Below are 18,639 nucleotides of genomic sequence, written 5' to 3'. Positions count from 1 at the left end.
CCATGCCGCGGCGGACCATGATCGAGGCGATCCGCGACGCCATGGACGTGTCGATGGCGCGCGACAGCCAAGTCATCGTGTTCGGTGAGGATGTCGGCTTCTTCGGCGGCGTCTTCCGCTGCACCCAGGGCCTGCAGGCGAAATACGGCAAGAGCCGCTGCTTCGATGCGCCGATCAGCGAATCCGGCATTGTCGGCGCGGCCATCGGCATGGCCGCCTACGGGCTGAAGCCTTGCGTCGAGGTGCAGTTTGCCGACTATGTATATCCGGCCTATGACCAGATCGTCTCGGAAGCCGCGCGGCTGCGCTACCGGTCGAACGGCGATTTCACCTGCCCGATCGTCGTGAGAATGCCGACCGGCGGCGGCATTTTCGGCGGCCAGACCCACAGCCAGAGCCCGGAGGCGCTGTTCACCCACGTCTCCGGCCTGAAGGTCGTGGTTCCGTCCAATCCGCATGACGCCAAAGGCCTGCTGATCGCGGCGATCGAGGATCCCGACCCGGTGATCTTCCTGGAGCCGAAGCGGCTCTACAACGGCCCCTTCGACGGTCATCACGAGCGGCCGGTAACGCCATGGTCGAAACATGAGCTCGGCGAAGTCGCCGACGGCCACTACACGGTGCCGCTCGGCAAGGCGGTGATCCGACGGCCGGGTGCGGCAGTCACCGTGCTTGCCTATGGCACGATGGTCTATGTCGCCCAGGCGGCAGCCGAGGAGACCGGCATCGATGCCGAGATCATAGATCTGAGGACACTGCTGCCGCTCGATCTCGAGACGATCGTCGCCTCGGTCAACAAGACGGGGCGCTGCGTGGTCGTGCACGAGGCGACGCTGACATCGGGGTTCGGCGCCGAACTTTCGGCGCTGGTTCAGGAGAGCTGCTTCTACCATCTGGAAGCGCCTGTGACGCGGGTCACCGGCTGGGACACGCCCTATCCGCATGCGCAGGAGTGGGACTATTTTCCCGGTCCTGCCCGGCTAGGCCGCGCGCTGGTCGAAACGATGGAAGCCTGAAGGGGGAACGATGGGCGAATATGTCATCAAGCTGCCCGATGTCGGCGAAGGCGTCGCCGAGGCCGAGCTCGTCGAATGGCAGGTCAAGGTTGGCGACCTCGTGCGCGAGGACGCCGTGCTTGCCGCCGTGATGACCGACAAGGCGACGGTCGAAATTCCGTCGCCCGTCGATGGCGAGATCGTCTGGTTGGGCGCCGAGATCGGCGACACGGTGGCGATCGGCTCGCCGATTGTCAGGTTGAAGGTGGCGGGCGAGGGCAATGTCAGGGATGCTGCGTCGCAGGCCACTGAGGCGGGCGCCAAGAATACCCCCACCGGGCGCAGTACCCCCACCCCTAACCCCTCCCCACAAGGGGGAGGGGGACGTGCCGCAACCTCCAAGGCCGAACCCGAGACCGCTCCACGATCACCTGGAAAAACACCAACGCATAAGGGACTAAGTGCGGCGGGTGGCGAATCCCCCTCCCCCTTGTGGGGAGGGGTTAGGGGTGGGGGTACTGCCGCCGGTGGGGTTACTGCGCGGACCTCCGGCGCGCCGCGCCCCGAGGGCGTAAAGCCACTGGCCTCGCCGGCCGTCCGCCTCAGGGCGAAAGAGGCCGGCATCGACCTTCGGCAGGTCCCGGGAACCGGCCCAGCCGGCCGCATCCGGCACGAGGACATCGACGCCTTCCTGGCACGCGGACCGCAGCTCGCGAAGGCCCCTGGCCTCGCCCGCAACGAGGCGGTCGAGGACATCAAGATAGTCGGGCTCAGGCGAAAGATCGCCGAGAAGATGACGCTGGCCAAGTCGCGCATCCCGCATATCACCTATGTCGAGGAGATCGACGTCACCGCGCTCGAGGATTTGCGCGCCGCGCTCAACAAGGAGAAGCGGCCGGGCGGGGACGGGCCGAAGCTGACGCTGCTGCCGTTCTTGATGCGGGCGATGGTCAAGGCAATCGCCGACCAGCCCAATGTCAACGCACTGTTCGACGACGAAGCCGGCATCGTCCACCAGCATGGCGGCGTCCATATCGGCATCGCCGCGCAGACGGCTTCCGGGCTGATGGTGCCGGTGGTCAAGCACGCCGAGGCGCGCGACATCTGGGACTGTGCAGCCGAGCTTGTCAGGCTGGCCGAGGCAGCAAAATCCGGCACGGCGACGCGCGACGAACTCTCGGGATCGACCATCACCATCACTTCGCTGGGCGCCATGGGCGGCGTGGCGACGACGCCGGTGATCAATCATCCGGAAGTGGCGATCGTCGGCGTCAACAAGATGATGGTGCGGCCGGTATGGGACGGTACCCAGTTCATCCCGCGCAAGATGATGAACCTGTCCTCCAGCTTCGACCACCGCGTCATCGACGGCTGGGACGCGGCGGTGTTCATCCAGCGGATAAAGACTCTGCTGGAAACGCCGGCGCTGATTTTTGTGGATTGAGGAGATGAACAGAGGATCGCAGGGGCGCGAGATGAGAGCAGTAGCGATCCTTCGCGCCCCCCTCTGCCCTACCGGGCATCTCCCCCTCAAGGGGGGAGATCGGCCGTCATCCGGCCTTTCGCCAATCTCCAGCTTTGCAGGACTAAGCCGAACGCGAAAGCTGCCAATCTCCCCCCTTGAGGGGGAGATGTCCGGCAGGACAGAGGGGGGTGCTGCCCCGCCGGCTCGTCGAACTAAGGTGCAATGATGAAGGAAATCTCCTGCAAGCTGCTGGTCATCGGCGCCGGTCCGGGCGGCTATGTCTGTGCCATCCGCGCCGGGCAGCTTGGCATCGACACGGTGATCGTCGAGGCAGGCAAACCGGGCGGCACTTGCCTCAATGTCGGCTGCATCCCGTCAAAGGCGCTGATCCATGCAGCCGAAGAGTTCGAAAAGCTCTCGCACATGGCCGGCGGCAAAAGTCCACTCGGCATAACGGTCGCGGCACCCTCGCTTGATCTCGCGGCGACCATTGCCTGGAAAGACGGGATCGTTAGCCGGCTGAACAACGGCGTCGCCGGCCTGCTGAAGAAAGCTGGCGTGAAGACGGTGCATGGCTGGGCGACATTTCGCGACGGCAAGACCGTTGCCGTCGAGACCGAGATCGGCATGCAGGTGATCCGAGCCGAAACGGTGGTGATAGCGACCGGCTCGGCGCCGGTCGAGCTGCCATCGCCGCCGTTCGGCGGGCCGGTCATTTCGTCGACCGAGGCGCTGGCGCTGAGCGAAGTTCCGGAGAGGCTGGCGGTGGTCGGCGGCGGCTATATCGGGCTGGAACTCGGCATCGCCTTTGCCAAGCTGGGCGCCAAGGTGACCGTGGTCGAGGCGTTGCCCCGCGTGCTGGCGCAATATGATGCGGAACTGACCCGACCGGTGGTGAAGCGGCTGGCCGAACTCGGCATCGAGGTGCTCGTGAACGCCAAGGCCAAGGGGCTGTCCACTAAGCGCGACGCGCTGCTGGTCGAGACGAATGGCGGCAAGAACGGCAAGATTGCCGCCGACAAGGTGCTTGTCACGGTCGGTCGCAAGCCGGTGACCGAAGGCTGGGGGTTGGAGCAGATCGACCTCGACATGGCCGGACCCTTCATCCGCATCGACGACCAGTGCCGCAGCTCGATGCGTGGAATCTTTGCCATTGGCGACGTCACCGGCGAGCCGATGCTGGCGCACCGGGCCATGGCGCAAGGCGAAATGGTCGCCGAGATCGTCGCCGGCCACAAGCGCAGCTGGGACAGACGAGCGATCCCGGCTGTCTGTTTCACCGATCCGGAGCTGGTCACCGCAGGCCTGTCGCCGGAGGAGGCCAAGACCCGTGGCGAGATCAAGGTCGGACTGTTTCCCTTCACCGCCAATGGCCGGGCGATGACGAAGTTGGGCGAGGACGGATTCGTCCGGGTAGTGGCGCGGGCGGACAACCATCTGGTGCTTGGCATCCAGGCCGTCGGCCAGGGCGTGTCGGAACTGTCGACGGCCTTTGGGCTGGCGCTGGAGATGGGCGCGACGCTGGAGGATATCGCCGGGACGATCCATGCCCATCCGACACAGGGCGAGGGTTTTCAGGAAGCGGCGCTGAAGGCGCTGGGGCGGGCGGTGCATGTCTGAGGGCTCGCGCTCTCCCCCCTTGAGGGGGAGATGGCCGGCAGGCCAGAGGGGGTCGGTTCGACTGGATGCGACCTCCCTTGCGACAGATGGAGGTTGGCGCTCTACGCGAGGCGACCCCCTCTGTCGCCTTCGGCGACATCTCCCCCTCGAGGGGGGAGATTACGCAGCTCATCCTGCAAGCCGGCTAACCATTTCGTGCTGCGCATAGGCGCGGCCGAAGCGGTTGGCCAGGAAGGCGTCGAGGGCGATGTCCTCCTGCTTGATGAAGCCTCTCGCCGGCAAGGTGCCGTCGGCCAGCATGTCGAGCACCGCGCAGACGGCGGAGGCGGTGGTGATCTGGATGGCGCTGCGCACCGTTTCGCCGACGCGCTTGGCGTAGATCTTGTTGGCGTAGGTCTCTTGCAGCAGGCGGCCGTTCTTGCGGCCGCTGACGGTGACGAAGACGATGACCACGTCCTGCAGCGTCGCCGGCAGGGCGCTTTCGAAAATGTCCTTCAGCACGTCGCGGCGGTGGCGCAGGCCGAGGTCGTTGAGCAGCGCCTTCATGATCGCGGCATGGCCGGGATAGCGGATGGTGCGGTAGTTCAGCGTCCGCACCTTGCCTTTCAGCGTTTCGGCCAGCGTGCCCAGCCCGCCCGAGGTGTTGAACGCCTCGTAGGTGACGCCGTCGAGCGAGAATTCTTCACGCTCCTCCAGCGGCGGCACTTCGACAAGCTCGCCTTCGACGATCGCCTCGCACGGCTCGCAATATTCGTTGATGACGCCGTCGGTGCTCCAGGTCAGATTGTAGTTCAGCGCATTCGACGGGTATTGCGGCAGCGCGCCGACCCGCATGCGCACGCTTTCCAGCGTGTCGAAGCGGCTGGCGAGATCGTTGGCAACGATCGAGATGAAGCCCGGCGCCAGCCCGCATTGCGGAATGAACGCGCTGTTGCCGGAACGCGCCAGTTCCTTGACGCGCCTGGTGCTGACGACGTCCTCGGTCAGATCGAGATAATGCACGCCGGCACTGGCCGCCGCCTCGGCGATGCGCGTGGTCAGATGGAAGGGCGCGGCGCTGAGCACCGCGAACTTGCCGGCCAAGGCGGCTTCGAGCGTGCCGGCGGCTTCGATATCGAGTTCCAGCGTCTCGACCGTTTCAGACAGTTCGGCCGCGCCGAGCTGCGCCGCCGAGCGGTCGATGAGCGTGACATGGTAGTCGCCCGTGGAAGCCAGCATCTCGGCAATGGTCGAGCCGATCTTGCCGGCGCCGACGACGATGATTTCCTTCATGACCGGTCCCTCGCACCAATGCTAAATTCACGGTTAGAATCGCAGCTTGCCTGTCGAAAGGAAGCGTGAGATTGTACGAAACGCAGCCTCTCTTTGAGCAATGTGCCGGTAAGGTTCGTCGAAATGCTCAGCGATGCCGACCAGGCTCTGCTTTCCCTGCTGCGCACCAATGCGCGCGCCTCGACCGCCGAACTGGCGCGGCGGCTCGGCGTCTCACGAACAACGGTGCAAAGCCGGATCGAGCGGCTGGAACAGCGCGGCATCATCGCCGGCTACGGGGTCAGGCTGTTGCCGGATTACGAGCAGGGGCTGGTCAGGGCGCATGTCCTGCTCACCGTCACCCCCAAGCTTGCCGACAAGGTGGTGCGCAGCCTGCAGGCGCTGGCACCGGTTCGCACGCTGCACTCGGTCAGCGGCAATTTCGATATGATCGTCATCGTCGAGGCGCCGTCGATCAGGGATCTCGACACGCTTCTCGACCAGATCGGCGCCATGGACGGAGTCGAGCGCACGTCGTCGTCGATCATCCTGTCGACGCGGATCGACCGCTGAGCCGGCTGGTGTCGCGGGTCCAGACGCTGTCGGGACAGCGCCCCCCTCTCTGCCCTGCCGGGCATCTCCCCCTCCAGGGGGAGATTGGATGTCACCGCGGCTTTCGCCCAATCTCCAAGGTGGCTGAATGGATGCTATCGGCGAAGCTGCCGATCTCCCCACTAGAGGGGGAGATGCCAAGTGATCGCAAAGAGGGCAGGACAGAGGGGGGCGCGAAGGATCAGCAAGGGCGGTGATCGTTGTGGCGTTACCGCAGCAAAGCGATATAGGCTTTCAAAATGTGGATCGATGGCGTGCAGCCGCCCCCTATCTCTCGCAGCACCGCGCGTTCACCCAAAGAACCTAGACAGGAGGCCTCCTTGCCCAAGCAGTGTTTTGGAAAATCCCATGTGCCGTTGTCGCCGGCGGTCAGGGCCGGCGATTTCGTCTATGTCTCAGGCCAGGTGCCGGTCGGCACAGACGGGCTGGTGGTCAAGGGCGGCATCGCCGAACAGACCGAGCAGGTGCTGTCGAACGTCAAGGCGGCACTGGCGCTGGCCGGCTGTACCCTCGACGACGTAGTCAAGACGACGGTCTGGCTCGAAGACGCCCGCGATTTCGGCATTTTCAACACCGTCTATGCCAGGCATTTCCCGAAAGACCCGCCGGCGCGCACGACAGTGGAGTCGCGGCTGATGATCGACATCAAGATCGAGGTCGAGGCCGTTGCCTACAGGCCGGCCTGACGGGAAAGTGGAGACAGGCGCGATGCAATTCGATCTCCTGATAAAAGGCGGCCGCCTCATCGATCCGGCGTCCGGCCTCGACGCGCAGCGCGATCTGGCGATTGCCGACGGCCGTATCGCCGCGATCGACACCGAAATCCCCTTCGAACGTGCCGCCCGCGTCATCGATGCCACGGGCTCCATCGTCGCGCCGGGCCTGATCGACCTGCACAGCCATGTCTATTGGGGCGGCACGTCGCTCGGCGTCGATGCCGACCGGCTCGCCGCAAAGAGCGGCACCACCACCTTCATCGATGCCGGAAGTGCCGGCGCCGGCAATTTCCTCGGCTTTCGCCGCCACGTCATCGAGCGCTCGAAAGTCCGCATCCTGGCCTATGTCAACATTTCCTTTGCCGGCATATTCGGCTTCTCGCAGACTGTGGCGGTCGGCGAGTGTAGCGACCTCCGGCTCTGCGAACCGCGCGAGACGGTAGCGGCGGCTCGCGAGCACGCGGACGTGGTTGTCGGCGTCAAGGTCCGCTCGGGTCGCCATGCCGGCGGCACCAGCGGCATCGCGCCGGTCGATCTCGCGCTCGAAGCCGCCGACAAAGCCGGCCTGCCGCTGATGGCGCACATAGACGAGCCGCCGCCGGGCCGCTCGGAAGTGCTGCCGCGGCTGCGCAAGGGCGACATCCTCACCCACTGCTTCCGGCCGTTTCCCAACGCGCCGGTCTTTGCCTCGGGGGCGGTGCGGCCAGATATGCGGCTGGCGCGCGAGCGCGGCGTCATCTTCGACGTCGGCCACGGCATGGGCTCGTTCGATTTCGAAGTGGCGAAAGCGATGCTCAGCGAGGGGCTGGCGCCGGACGTGATCAGCAGCGACGTGCATCTCTACTGTGTCGACGGGCCGGCCTTCGACATTCTGGTCTGCATGTCGAAGCTGCTGGCGCTCGGCATGCCGCTGGTCGAGGTGCTGCGCGCCGCGACACAGCGGCCGGCCGAAGCGATCGCCAGGCCCGATCTCGGCAGGCTTGCGGTTGGTGCGGTCGGCGACATCGCGGTGCTGCGGCTGCGTCCGGGCCGCTTCACCTTTGTCGATTCGGTCGGCGCCTCGCTGGTCGCCGAGCAAAGGCTGGTCTCGGACGGAATCGTGGTCGGCGGCAGCTGGTGGCCGAACGAGGCGGTGGACGATCTCGGCGAGACCGAACGCTTCGAAGCGCATGCGCACGACACTCATGTCGATGTTGTGAGCCGGCATTTCGAGCGTGGGTGATCTCCCGCCTTGAGGGGGAGATGTCGCCGAAGGCGACAGAGGGGGTCGGTTCGACCGGGCTCGTCTTCCTGCAACGGATGGAGGTTGGCGCTCGACGTGCGGCGACCCCCTCTGGCCTGCCGGCCATCTCCCCCTCAAGGGGGGAGATCACAGCTTCACCCCCGGCGCTCCATAGACCGGCGTCGCAATGCCTTCCATGCGCGCCTTGATCTGCAGCGCGACGTACTTCGAATAGAAGCGCGACAGCGCCAGATTGCCGCCGTGGAACCACAGCGCTTCCTGTGCCGTCGGCTTCCACATGTTGCGCAATTCGCCTTGCCACGGACCCGGGTCGCCTTTCACGCCCGAGCCAATCCCCCAGCACGGGCCGACCTTGTCGGCGACTTCGCGCGAGACGATCGCCGCCACGGTTTCGTTCATCGAGAGATAGCCGGTGCAGGCGATGATTGCGTCGGCCGCCAGTTCGGTGCCGTCGTCGAAGAGGATGCCTGTCTGCGTCAGCGACTTGATCCCGACGCCGCTGCGGATGCCGATCTCGCCGTCGATGATCAGGTCGCAGGCGCCGACATCGATGTAGAAGCCCGAGCCGGTGCGGTAGGCCTTCATCAGGAGCCCGGTCTCGTCGTCGCCGAAATCGATGGCGAAGCCGGCGCCGCGCAAGCGATCGTAGAAGGCCGCGTCGCGCGCCTTGATGATGTCGTAAAGCGCCCGCTGGCCTTGCGGCAGCAGCGCGAACGGCGTCGAGGCGACGATCATGTCGGCCTTCTCGGTGGTGATGCCGCGGGCCAGCGCCTTTTCCGAAAAGATCTCGAAACCGATCTCCATCAGCGTGTCCGACTTGACCACCGTCGTCGGCGAGCGCTGGACCATGGTCACCTCGGCGCCGCTCTCCCAGAGGTCGACGCTGACGTCATGGCCGGAACTTGCCGCGCCGATGACGGCGACCTTTTTGCCGCGGAATTTCTCGCCGCTGGAATACTGGCTGGAATGCAGGATCTCGCCGTTGAAGACATCGGCACCCGGCAGGTCGATGCGCCTGGGCGGGCCATAAGCACCGGTTGCAAAGACGATGTGCCTGGGCTTCAGCGTGATGTGCTCGCCGGCGCGGTCGAGCTCGACCGTCCAGATTTTTTCGGCGTCGTCGTAGGACGCGCTGACGCATGTCGTGGAGGTCCAGTAATTGAGCTCCATGACGCGCGTATACATTTCCAGCCAGTCGCCCATCTTGTCCTTGGGCGTGAACACCGGCCAGTTCTCGGGAAACGGGATGTAGGGCAGATGGTCGTACCAGACCGGGTCGTGCAGCACGAGCGAGCGGTAGCGATTGCGCCAGGAATCGCCGGCCTGAGTGTTCTTCTCGATGACGATGGCCGGCACGCCCAATTGCCTGAGCCGCGCCCCCAGCACGATGCCGCCCTGGCCGCCGCCGATGACCAGGCAGTAGGGCTGTTGGCTAACGCCGAGGTCACGCGCCTCGCGGCGCCTCGCCTCCAGCCAGGTCTCGCGTTCCGGGTCTGCCTTGTGGCGGACGCCCAGAGGCCGCGCCGGGCCCTTGCGCTCCTCCAACCCCTTGAGATCGCTCATCGCCGTAAACAGCGTCCGGCACTTGCCGTCCCTGAGGCGCATGACGCCTTGCCCCCACGCCGATGACGTCTCGAAAGAAAACCAGGCCTCGATCGCGCCCTCGTCCGAAGTCGCTTCGCCGCTGAGCTGCCACCGGGCAGGCTTTGTCGTTGCCAGCGTCGCCGCCAGCATGTCGCAGATCGCGGCGCGGCCCTCCATCGTCTTGATGTTCCAGGTGAAGGTCAAGAGATCGCGCCAGTAGCAGTCCTCGACGAACAAATTGGTTGCCGCCTCGACGTCGCCGGCCTCGAGCGCCCGGGCAAAGGAATCGAGCCAGGTGGCTGCCTGTTTCGTCGGTGCGATGTCGAGCATCTGTCTTCCCTAACTTCCAGTGACCTTTGCGCTGCCCTTATTCTTACCCTTTCCCTGTTCTTTGCGGGAGAGGGTGAGGGCAGCGCAAACAGTCCGGAAGCTAAGGGCGCAGCGTAGGCCGAAGCGACTGCCGCTGCTGTCAGGCGCGCGCGCGGGCCTGATCCGAACCGCTATCCAGCCATGCAAGATCATCCGGCGAAAGCGAAATGTCGAGCGCCTGGAGGCTGTCTTCCAATTCGTCGAGCGTGCGCGGCCCGATCAGCGGGACGGACGGAAAGGGCTGCGCCAGGACATAGGCGAGCGCGACGTGGATCGGGCTCTTGCCCAGCCGTCTGGCGAGCTCGATGGCACGGTCACGACGGCCGAAATTCTTCTCCGAGTACCAGACCCGGACCAGCTCCTCATTATCGCGCCGGTCGCGGCCGGCGCGGTCGGTGAAGAAGCCGCGGCCCTGGCTCGACCAGGCGAAATTCGGCATCTGCCGGGCGGCGAGCCAGGCCTTCCATTCGTCGCTGGAGGAGGTGACGCAGCCTGCCCAGATCGGCTCCAGCATTTCGGCCAGCGAGAAATTGTTGGAAAGCGCGCCGGGCTTCTGCTTCCCGGTGCGCTCGGCATAGGCAATCGCCTTGTCCATGCGTTCCATCGTCCAGTTCGAGCCGCCGAACGGACCGCGAATGCGGCCGGCCTTGACCTCGCGGTCCATCGCATCGACGAATTCGTCGACCGGCACATCCGGATTGTCGCGGTGCATGAAATAGACGTCGATATGGTCGGTCTGCAGCCGTTCGAGCGACTGGGTGAGCTGCTTGCCGATGACGTCGGGATAGCAGAGCGGCGAGTGCGCGCCCTTGCCGATGACCACCGACTGCTCGCGCACGCCGCGGTTCTTCAGCCACTGGCCGAGCAGCGTCTCGGTATAGCCGGAACCGTAGACGAAGGCGGTGTCGAACAGATTGCCGCCGGCCTCGAAATAGGCATCGAGCAGGATGGCGCCCGACGAAAAGGTGCGGAAATCCTCGAAGCCGAGCGCCAGGCACGAGGCCGGCCGCGGCAGGCCCGGAATGCTGCGCTTGGGGATGGCGGTTCCGCCGGAGCGCAGCTTCCGTCCGGAGATCGTGTTGACGCGCTTTGCCGGTTTCTCGATGTCGTATTCGAGCCCGATTGCCGCCCGCCATTTGTCGAGCACGCGCAGATTGCCGAGACTGTCGGCCCAGCCCATGCCGGGCCAGGTGAACTCCTGCTTTCCGCCGAGAATGGCCTCGCCGGCGGCGTCGACCTCAAATGCGTACAGCCAGCCGTCCTCCGTGACCTCGACCACCTCGGTGTCACCCGGACGGACGATGCGGATTTCGCCGGTGCCGCCTTGCTGGCCGCCGGCATACCAGAAATCCGCCACCTCGATGCGGCCTTTGCTGCCGACAATACGCAAGACATTGTCCTGAGCGAGCGAGATGCTGCAGGACACTTCCGCGACGATGCCGCCCGGAAAATGCAACAGCGCCGACGCCCATTCGTCGACGCCGGATTGGCCGAGATGCGCAGCGCCGACGACTTTGTCCGGCTCGGCGAAGGGCTTTCCCACTGCTGCGCCGGCAATCAGCCGCGCCATCGAGACGGGATAACCGCCGACATCGAGAATGCCGCCGCCGGCGAGATCCTTGGCGTAGAGACGGTGCTCCGGCATGAAGCCCGGCATGGCGAAGCCGAAGCTGGATTTGATCATCTTGATGTCGCCGATCGCGCCGGCCCTGATCACCTCGACCAGCTTGGCCGTCTGCGGATGCAGCCGGTACATGAAGGCTTCGCCGAGAAAGGTGCCGGCCTTGCGCGCGGCATGGATCATGGCGTCGGCTTCGAATGCGGTCAGGCCAAGCGGCTTTTCGCAAAGCACGTGCTTTCCGGCCGCGGCCGCCTTGATCGCCCATTCGGCATGGCTCGGATGCGGCGTCGAAATATAGATCGCGTCGACATCCGGATCGCCAACCAAAGCCTCGTAGCCGTCGAGGATGCGGGCGCCGGGGAAAGCCTCGGTGAGCCCCGCCTTGCCGGGATTGCGCGCCCCTAAGGCGACCAATGTGCCGGTGCGCGAATGGGCGACGCCCCCGGCAAAAGCCTTGGCGATGTTGCCGGGCCCGAGAATGCCCCAGCGAACTTTTTCTGGTTTGGACGTCATGTCAAATCTCCGTGGGGTGGCCGCGAGCAATCGCGATCGGACAAAAGAAAGATGGGTTAGCGAATGCGTGCGCCGGTGGCGTCGAAGAGAAGCGAGCGGTCGGCTTTGATCGACACCACCAGGTCGTCGCCGTTCGCGCGATGCCGCGAGGCCTCGCGCTCGATGATCAGTTCCTCGCGTCCGCCCCCGGTACCGGAATTGGCATAGACATAGCTCACCGATCCCAAGTGCTCGGCGACGTCGGCCTTGAGGGTAAGGTCGCAATCACCCTGGCCGGCGTCGAAGAAATGCTCCGGCCGCACGCCAAGCACAACATCGCCGCCTGTTGCAGGCAAGGCATCCGAAAGCGGCTTGCGCAGTCGCGCGCCGTGATGATTGACCAGTTCGACGACCGCCGCACCGTTGTCGGCCCCGACCATTTTTGCCGCCAAGAAGTTCATTTTCGGCGAGCCGACGAAGCCGGCAACGAAGCGGTTGGCGGGGTCGTCGTAGAGATCGAGCGGCGCGCCGATCTGCTCGATATTGCCGGCGTTGAGCACGACGATCCTGTCGGCCAGCGTCATCGCCTCGGTCTGGTCGTGCGTCACATAGACCATGGTAACGCCGAGCTCCTTATGAAGGCGCGATATCTCGACGCGCATCTGCACCCGGAGCTCGGCATCGAGATTGCTGAGCGGTTCGTCGAACAGGAACACTTGCGGCTCACGCACGATGGCGCGGCCGATGGCGACGCGCTGGCGCTGGCCGCCCGACAATTGCCGCGGCCGCCGCTTCATCAGCTCGGCGATGCGCAGGATTTCGGAAGCCCGCTTCACCCGCCGCTCGGTATCTGCCTTGGCGTTGCCGGTCATTCTCAGGCCGAAGCTCAGGTTCTGCTCGACCGTCATGTGCGGATAGAGCGCGTAGGACTGGAACACCATGGCGATGCCGCGATCCGCCGCCTCGACGTCGTTCACCACCTTGCCGCCAATGGCGATCTCGCCGTCGCTGATGTCCTCGAGCCCGGCGATCATCCGAAGCAGCGTGGACTTGCCGCAGCCGGAAGGGCCGACGAAGACGACGAATTCGCCGTCATCGATGTCGATATTGGCGCCGTGGACGATCTCGAAGACGCCGAAGCGCTTGATGACGTTTTTGAGTGTGACTGCCGCCATGCTGATCCTTACTTGATGGCGCCGGCGGCGATGCCGGCAACGAAATGGCGCTGCAGAAGCACGAACACGACGAGCATTGGCGCCGTCAGCATCACCGCGCCCGCCATGATGCCGCCCCAGGACACCTTGGTGAGACCGATCAGCGTGCCGAGCGCCACGGGCGCGGTCATTGCGCCCGGCTTGGAATTGATCAGCAGCGGCCAGAGATAGTTGTTCCAGGAGGCAAGGAAGAGGATGATGGCGAGCGCCGCCAGCATCGGCCGCGCCAGAGGCAGTGCGACGAACAGGAATATCCGCCATTCCTTGACGCCCTCGACCTTGGCGGCGTCGAACAGCTCGTGCGGCATCATCGAAAAACTCTGCCGCATGAAGAGCACGCCCAGCGAATTGAACAGCGGCGGCACGATCAGCGCCACCCAAGTGTTGGCGAGCTTGAAGTCGCGCGCCACCATGATGAATTGCGGGATCAGCACGACCGCATAGGGCAGCGTGATGGTGCCGAAGATGATGGCGACGACCATGCCCTTGCCGAAGAAGTTGTAACGCGCCAGCGCCCAGCCGGCCATCGAGGTCAGCATCACCGACAGGAAGGTATAGGTCACCGCCACGGAGACGGAGATGCCGATGGCGCCGATGAAATTGGTGCCGCGCTGCAGATTGCTGACATTGTCGAGGAAATTGCCATGCGGCAAAAGCTCGATGTCGGGGCTGAAGATGCCGTTGTCGGGCATCGTCGAAAAAACCACCATCATCCACAGCGGAAACAGCCAGACCAGCGCCAGCGGCGTCAGGAACAGATGCAGCGCGATGCTGCGTCCCAATCTGGCCTGGGAACGGCTGACTCTTGAGTGCGAGGTCATTTCGGTTCCCTCGTCAGCCATATCTGCACCAGCGAAATGGCAATCGCCAGCCCGGCCATGGTGTAGGCGACGGCCGAAGCGTAGCCGAAATTGAGCGACCGGAAGCCCTGGCGGTAAAGCAGCAGCCCGAGCGTTTCGGTGCCGCCGCCCGGCCCGCCGCGCTCGGTGATCAGGAAGGGCTCGGTGAACAGCTGCATGGTGCCGATGATCGACAGCACGGCGCAGAACACAATGATCGGCTTGAGCAGCGGCAGCGTGATGTAGAAGAACTGTTTGACCTTGCTGACCCGGTCCAGGGTCGCCGCCTCGTAGACATCCTCGGGAATCGACTGCAGGCCGGCGAGCAGGATGATGGCGTTGTAGCCGGCCCAGCGCCACGTCACCGCCATCATGATCACCGCCATCGCCGGGGTGACGTTGGTAAACCAGTCGACACTGGGCAGGCCGATGCTGTTCAGCAATTTGTTGATGATGCCGTAGTCGAGATTGAACATCAGCCGGAAAACCGCCGAATAGGCGACCTCGCCGACCACGACCGGCGCGAAGAAGGCAAAGCGGAACAGGCCACGGGCCTTGAGCAGTGGCGAATTCAAAAGCACCGCCATCACAATCGCCAGCGAAATCATCACCGGCACCTGGATGACAAGGATCAGCAATGTGTTCTTCAAGGCATTGAAGAAGGCCGGATCGCCGATCAGCCGGCCCCAGTTGAAAGTCGGCGCGAAGCGCCACGGCACGGTGCGCGTCGCCTGGAACGAGATCAGGAACGAATCGATGATCGGCCACAGCCAGAAGATCGAAAAAATCAGCAGATACGGCGCGAGGAAGCGATACGCCGTGGCGTTCTGGTAGCGCATCGTTTTCCTCCTTTCTGCTTTCAAGTTCTTGCCTTCTCCCCTTGTGGGAGAAGGTGGATCGGCGCGAAGCGCCGAGACGGATGAGGGGTGTTGGAAGGAATGCCGTCCGAGCCAAGCTGGAGCACCCCTCATCCGTCGCCTTCGGCGATCCCTTCTCCCACAAGGGGAGAAGGGGAGCCGCGCGCTCGGAGCCGCCTCGTCTAGATCACGACTTGACCGGCAGGCCGGTCGCCGCTGCGATCTGGCTTGCGGCATCGTCGAGCGCTGCCTTGGCGTCGGGATAGCCGCCGGCCAGATATTTGGTCTGCACCGCGCGGATGATGATTTCGGCGTCGCTCTGGAACGGCGTACCGCGGCTGGGGACGACCTTGGGCAAGGTGCCGAGGATGTCCTTCCACACGGCTTGGCCACCCCAATAGGGCAGGCCTTCGGAGACATAAGGGTCGTTGAGCGCCGAGATCAGCGACGGCACCAGGCCGAAGCCTTTCAGCATGGTGATCTGGCCCTCATTCGTGGCAAGCGTGTATTTCAGATAGGCGTAGGCGGCTTCCTTGTTCTTCGATACCGAGGTGATGGCGAGCGAGGAGCCGCCGAGATTGGCGGCGCGCGGACCGTCGGCGGTCAGGCTCGGCATCAGATAGACGCCCCATTTGCCTGCCCCATCGGGCGATTCGGTGCGCACGGTGCCTTCATACCAGCCGCCATACATCTGCGTGGCGACCTTGCCGGCGGTGTTGTTGGTGATCTTGGTGCTCCAGTCGGCAGAGGAAATGATGCCGGCGTCCTTCATCTCCTTGATCTTGGTCATGGCATCGACGCATTTGGGCTGGTTGACCGTGATCGATTGCCCGTCGGCGGAGAAGTAGGCGCAACCCTGCTCGTTGGAGATCATGCGGAAGAATTCGGAATCGCCGTTGAAATCGGCGTTGGTCATCGTGACGCCGGGATTGGCGGCCTGGATTTTCTTGGCGGCGGCGATGAAATCGTCCCAGGTCTTGATCGAGGACGGATCGACGCCAGCCTTCTCGTAGAAGTCGCGGCGGTAGAACATCGCCACTGGACCGGAATCCCAGGGCATCGCATAGGCCTTGTCGTCAACCTCGAGCTCGGTACGCTTGAAGTCGGGGAATTTTGCCTGGTCTTCCGCGGTGTAGCCGAGCGTATGCAGGTCGACGAAGCAATCCGGGAACTGGCTCCAGTAGTTTTCGGCTTCGCCGTTCTCGATCGTAACGATGTCAGGCAGCCCCTCGCCGCCGGCAGCACAGCCGGCGATCGATTTGTCGTAGGTCGGCTGGTTGCCAAGGTCCTCGACCGTCACCTTGATGTCGGGATACTGCTTGTTGAAGCCCGCTATGGTGGCCTTCAGCGACGAAGCGGCGATATTCCAGCTCCAGATCGTGATTTCACCGGACTGCGCAAAGGCCGGGCTGGAGCCCAAGGCAAGCGCGAGCGCGGCGCAGGTCAATTTTATGCGCATTGAAATCCTCCCATTTCAGTTGCTCTCTGTTTGCGAGCGTGGCTAGACTAGGCCTCGGGAAAGCCTTGTCCGCGACAAAGGGAATAAGAAATGAGCGGAAAGTAAGATGCCGGAAAGGCCGTTTTACCAGCCTGGCGCCAGCAGCGTGGAGGGCCTGCCGCTGCTGCTGCAGATGTTCCACACCCAGCCCCTGGTGATGCTCAAGCCGCATTGGCACGCCCAGGTCGAGGTGAATTTCATCGTGCGCGGCGCCGTGCATTACCGCATGGACGGGCACGGGCTTTCGCTTTCTGCGGGCGAGATGTGCCTGTTCTGGGGCGGCCTGCCGCACCAGATGGACGAAGCCTCCGACGATGCCATCTATGCCGGCGCGCATCTGCCGCTGGTGCATTTCTTCCGGCTGCATTTGCCCGTGGAGGTGCGCAACAGGCTGATGACCGGCGCGACGCTGGTGACCGACGCCACCGACCGGTCGGACGACCACAATTTCGAGCGCTGGAACCGCTATGCCCGCTCCGGCGACCCGGTCAAGGCCGAGCATGCCGTCAACGAGCTTTTGCTGCGGCTGGAGCGGGTGCGCTTCGAGCCTTACCGGCTGGTGCCCGAAACCCCGGTCGAACAGGAGATAGGCAGTCCCTTCGATCAGCAATCGCTGCGCAATGTCGGGCGCATGTGCGACTTCATCGCCGAGAATTTCCTCTACGAGATTGATTGCGTCGACATCGCCGCGGCGGCCGATATCCATCCCAAATACGCCATGAGCATCTTCAAGAAATCGACCGGCATGACGCTCAATGAATATGTGAATTTGCTGCGCCTCAGCTACGCGCAGGCGCTGCTGATGCATCAGGATGCCAATGTGCTGCGCGTCGCCATGGAATCGGGCTTCGGCTCGCTCAGTGCCTTCAACAAGTCGTTCCGCAAGCTTTCCGGCATGTCGCCGTCGGATTTCCGCAGGGGCGTGGCCGGCGCCAGATAACGGCTGGATTCAGCCGATAATATCCAGGCGCCTCGGCAGGCGGTTCATCGGCGACGGCCCGTTGGCGGTGATCAGGAACTGGTCCTCGAGATTGAAGCTGGCGAGACCGTCGATGTAGAGCGGGATCTCGAATGCCAGCACCATGCCGGCCTCGATCACGACATTGCTGTCGGCCGAGATGAACGGCCATTGCTCTGAAAACACGGAATGGCCGACGCCGTGGCCGAAATGGCCGCGGCGATAGGAATGCAGGCCCTGGCGCGCCAGGCTTTCGCTGGCGGCGCGATGCACGGCGGCTAACGGCTTTCCGGGCATAAGCGCGGCAAGCCCGTCGGCGAAGGCGCGTTCGGCTATCGCATGCAATTCGGCCTGTTCGGGCGACGGCGGCCCGAAGGTGAAATTCCGCGACATATCCGAGGCATAGCCGTTCACGCTGCACACCATGTCGGCCTTCAGCGGATCGCCGGCGCCGGCGACGGCGTCGGCGCCTTTTGGGCGAGCGCCCAGCGTGACGTATTCCGCCGTCGAGATTTGCTGCGACGACCCGGCGGCTGCATCCGCGACGCCTTGCCGGTAAAGCGCGACCAGCTCAGACTGACGCATGCCGGTCGTCGCATGCTGCTGCAGCCGCGACAGGCCGGCTTCCGACAGGGCGATGCCCTGCTGCAGAAGGTCGATCTCGCTCTGCGATTTGATTGCCCGCAGCCTGTCGAGAACCGGCGAGCCGTTGACCAGGGCAGTGCCCGGCAACATCGCCTGCATCGCGGAAAAATCGCTGGCCGAGACGAAATCCAGCTCGATGCCGAGCGTCGCACGCTCCAGCCCGAATTCTGCGAGGATCGTTTTCAGCTCGCGGACGGAGCGGGCAAGCTCGAAGGTCGCCGGACGTGAAAAACCGGGGGCGCGGCCAACCAGGCCGGCCTCGATGCGCTGCGCAACAGGCCGGTCGGCCGTCGCAGGCTCGAGCGACGCCGATTCGATCCAGATCGCATGCGTGCGCAGCACGGCGCCGGCCATCGCCGCCCGGAGCTGGGCAGCCTGGAAATCCGCCACCACGACGCCGATCGGCAGGTCGCCTCGCTTGGGAATAACGACGAAACCGGCGCCGGCCCGCCGGAACAGGCCGGCCGGGCCGATCCAGGCACCAGTGGCATATTGGAACGCCTCGGGCTCGCAAAGCACCAGCGCCTCGATGCCGGCGCGCTGCATCAGGTCAGTTGCGCGCTCGCGGTCGACAAAGCCGGTCATGGGATCTCCTCGAATGCACTCGAATCCGACGCCGATGCGGCGGCGTTTGGCTTTAGCGTAGCTTCAGTGCCGCCG

15 protein-coding genes are annotated in these 18,639 nt (G+C 64.4%); 7 read left to right on the top strand and 8 right to left on the bottom strand.

The features are described 5' to 3' along the window. Positions 1–2: 2 nt before the first annotated feature. From NKI54_RS18245 to lpdA, 3 genes are all read left to right on the top strand, one after another. Positions 3–1,016, top strand: coding sequence for an alpha-ketoacid dehydrogenase subunit beta (locus NKI54_RS18245; RefSeq protein WP_352685069.1), 1,014 nt, complete (start codon positions 3–5; stop codon positions 1,014–1,016). Positions 1,017–1,026: 10 nt separating this feature from the next. Beyond that, the gene (locus NKI54_RS18240) at positions 1,027–2,439 is read left to right on the top strand and encodes a dihydrolipoamide acetyltransferase family protein (RefSeq protein WP_352692099.1); all 1,413 of its coding nucleotides are present in this window, start codon (positions 1,027–1,029) and stop codon (positions 2,437–2,439) included. 246 nt (positions 2,440–2,685) lie between these two features. After that, positions 2,686–4,080, top strand: coding sequence for a dihydrolipoyl dehydrogenase (gene lpdA / locus NKI54_RS18235; RefSeq protein WP_352636487.1), 1,395 nt, complete (start codon positions 2,686–2,688; stop codon positions 4,078–4,080). A gap of 168 nt (positions 4,081–4,248) precedes the next feature. Here lpdA and NKI54_RS18230 read toward each other — a convergent pair whose 3' ends face one another. Then, a complete protein-coding gene (locus NKI54_RS18230) occupies positions 4,249–5,352 on the bottom strand; it encodes a saccharopine dehydrogenase family protein (protein WP_352636486.1) in 1,104 nt (367 codons plus the stop codon). Positions 5,353–5,475: 123 nt separating this feature from the next. On the opposite strand from NKI54_RS18230, the gene NKI54_RS18225 reads away from it, so the two are divergent. The 3 genes from NKI54_RS18225 to NKI54_RS18215 all read left to right on the top strand — a co-directional run bounded on the left by NKI54_RS18225 (position 5,476) and on the right by NKI54_RS18215 (position 7,881). Next, positions 5,476–5,904 (top strand): Lrp/AsnC family transcriptional regulator, encoded by a 429-nt coding sequence (locus tag NKI54_RS18225; protein ID WP_023675939.1) that lies wholly within the window; start codon positions 5,476–5,478, stop codon positions 5,902–5,904. Positions 5,905–6,263: 359 nt separating this feature from the next. Further along, entirely contained in the window at positions 6,264–6,629 is a 366-nt protein-coding gene (locus NKI54_RS18220) for a RidA family protein (protein WP_023675940.1), read from the top strand. Between the two features lie 22 nt (positions 6,630–6,651). Continuing rightward, positions 6,652–7,881: an amidohydrolase/deacetylase family metallohydrolase gene (locus NKI54_RS18215; protein ID WP_352692097.1), complete on the top strand. Its 1,230-nt coding sequence runs from the start codon at positions 6,652–6,654 to the stop codon at positions 7,879–7,881. Positions 7,882–8,028: 147 nt separating this feature from the next. Here NKI54_RS18215 and NKI54_RS18210 read toward each other — a convergent pair whose 3' ends face one another. From NKI54_RS18210 to NKI54_RS18185, 6 genes are all read right to left on the bottom strand, one after another. Further along, positions 8,029–9,816, bottom strand: a complete 1,788-nt coding sequence (locus NKI54_RS18210; RefSeq protein ID WP_352692096.1) for an NAD(P)-binding domain-containing protein — start codon at positions 9,814–9,816, stop codon at positions 8,029–8,031. Between the two features lie 139 nt (positions 9,817–9,955). Beyond that, a complete protein-coding gene (locus NKI54_RS18205; protein WP_352692095.1) occupies positions 9,956–11,989 on the bottom strand; it encodes an aldo/keto reductase in 2,034 nt (677 codons plus the stop codon). Positions 11,990–12,045: 56 nt separating this feature from the next. Beyond that, complete coding sequence (locus NKI54_RS18200) at positions 12,046–13,143, bottom strand: ABC transporter ATP-binding protein (protein WP_352692094.1); 1,098 nt, start codon at positions 13,141–13,143, stop codon at positions 12,046–12,048. 8 nt (positions 13,144–13,151) lie between these two features. Continuing rightward, positions 13,152–14,003: a carbohydrate ABC transporter permease gene (locus tag NKI54_RS18195; RefSeq protein WP_023675945.1), complete on the bottom strand. Its 852-nt coding sequence runs from the start codon at positions 14,001–14,003 to the stop codon at positions 13,152–13,154. Next, on the bottom strand, positions 14,000–14,860 hold the full coding sequence (locus NKI54_RS18190; protein WP_254817930.1) for a carbohydrate ABC transporter permease: 861 nt from the start codon (positions 14,858–14,860) through the stop codon (positions 14,000–14,002). Before NKI54_RS18190 ends, NKI54_RS18195 begins: the two co-directional genes overlap by 4 nt. Before the next feature lie 205 nt (positions 14,861–15,065). After that, a complete protein-coding gene (locus NKI54_RS18185) occupies positions 15,066–16,337 on the bottom strand; it encodes an extracellular solute-binding protein (RefSeq protein WP_023675947.1) in 1,272 nt (423 codons plus the stop codon). A gap of 106 nt (positions 16,338–16,443) precedes the next feature. On the opposite strand from NKI54_RS18185, the gene NKI54_RS18180 reads away from it, so the two are divergent. After that, positions 16,444–17,316, top strand: coding sequence for a helix-turn-helix domain-containing protein (locus tag NKI54_RS18180; RefSeq protein ID WP_352620927.1), 873 nt, complete (start codon positions 16,444–16,446; stop codon positions 17,314–17,316). A gap of 9 nt (positions 17,317–17,325) precedes the next feature. On the opposite strand, the gene NKI54_RS18175 is transcribed toward NKI54_RS18180, so the two are convergent. Then, entirely contained in the window at positions 17,326–18,564 is a 1,239-nt protein-coding gene (locus NKI54_RS18175; RefSeq protein ID WP_352620928.1) for a M24 family metallopeptidase, read from the bottom strand. Between the last annotated feature and the right edge of the window lie 75 nt (positions 18,565–18,639).

This window comes from Mesorhizobium sp. M0663, from assembly GCF_040320585.1.
In the GTDB taxonomy this organism is placed as follows: domain Bacteria; phylum Pseudomonadota; class Alphaproteobacteria; order Rhizobiales; family Rhizobiaceae; genus Mesorhizobium.
This window is presented reverse-complemented; position numbering and strand designations above follow the sequence as displayed.

Excerpts from the sequence above, each read along its gene's own strand:
- NKI54_RS18245 (WP_352685069.1), top strand. The coding sequence starts at position 3 with ATGCCGCGGCGGACCATGATCGAGGCGATCCGCGACGCCATGGACGTG.
- NKI54_RS18240 (WP_352692099.1), top strand. The coding sequence starts at position 1,027 with ATGGGCGAATATGTCATCAAGCTGCCCGATGTCGGCGAAGGCGTCGCC.
- lpdA (WP_352636487.1), top strand. The coding sequence starts at position 2,686 with ATGAAGGAAATCTCCTGCAAGCTGCTGGTCATCGGCGCCGGTCCGGGC.
- NKI54_RS18230 (WP_352636486.1), bottom strand. The coding sequence starts at position 5,352 with ATGAAGGAAATCATCGTCGTCGGCGCCGGCAAGATCGGCTCGACCATT.
- NKI54_RS18225 (WP_023675939.1), top strand. The coding sequence starts at position 5,476 with ATGCTCAGCGATGCCGACCAGGCTCTGCTTTCCCTGCTGCGCACCAAT.
- NKI54_RS18215 (WP_352692097.1), top strand. The coding sequence starts at position 6,652 with ATGCAATTCGATCTCCTGATAAAAGGCGGCCGCCTCATCGATCCGGCG.
- NKI54_RS18210 (WP_352692096.1), bottom strand. The coding sequence starts at position 9,816 with ATGCTCGACATCGCACCGACGAAACAGGCAGCCACCTGGCTCGATTCC.
- NKI54_RS18205 (WP_352692095.1), bottom strand. The coding sequence starts at position 11,989 with ATGACGTCCAAACCAGAAAAAGTTCGCTGGGGCATTCTCGGGCCCGGC.
- NKI54_RS18200 (WP_352692094.1), bottom strand. The coding sequence starts at position 13,143 with ATGGCGGCAGTCACACTCAAAAACGTCATCAAGCGCTTCGGCGTCTTC.
- NKI54_RS18195 (WP_023675945.1), bottom strand. The coding sequence starts at position 14,003 with ATGACCTCGCACTCAAGAGTCAGCCGTTCCCAGGCCAGATTGGGACGC.
- NKI54_RS18190 (WP_254817930.1), bottom strand. The coding sequence starts at position 14,860 with ATGCGCTACCAGAACGCCACGGCGTATCGCTTCCTCGCGCCGTATCTG.
- NKI54_RS18185 (WP_023675947.1), bottom strand. The coding sequence starts at position 16,337 with ATGCGCATAAAATTGACCTGCGCCGCGCTCGCGCTTGCCTTGGGCTCC.
- NKI54_RS18180 (WP_352620927.1), top strand. The coding sequence starts at position 16,444 with ATGCCGGAAAGGCCGTTTTACCAGCCTGGCGCCAGCAGCGTGGAGGGC.
- NKI54_RS18175 (WP_352620928.1), bottom strand. The coding sequence starts at position 18,564 with ATGACCGGCTTTGTCGACCGCGAGCGCGCAACTGACCTGATGCAGCGC.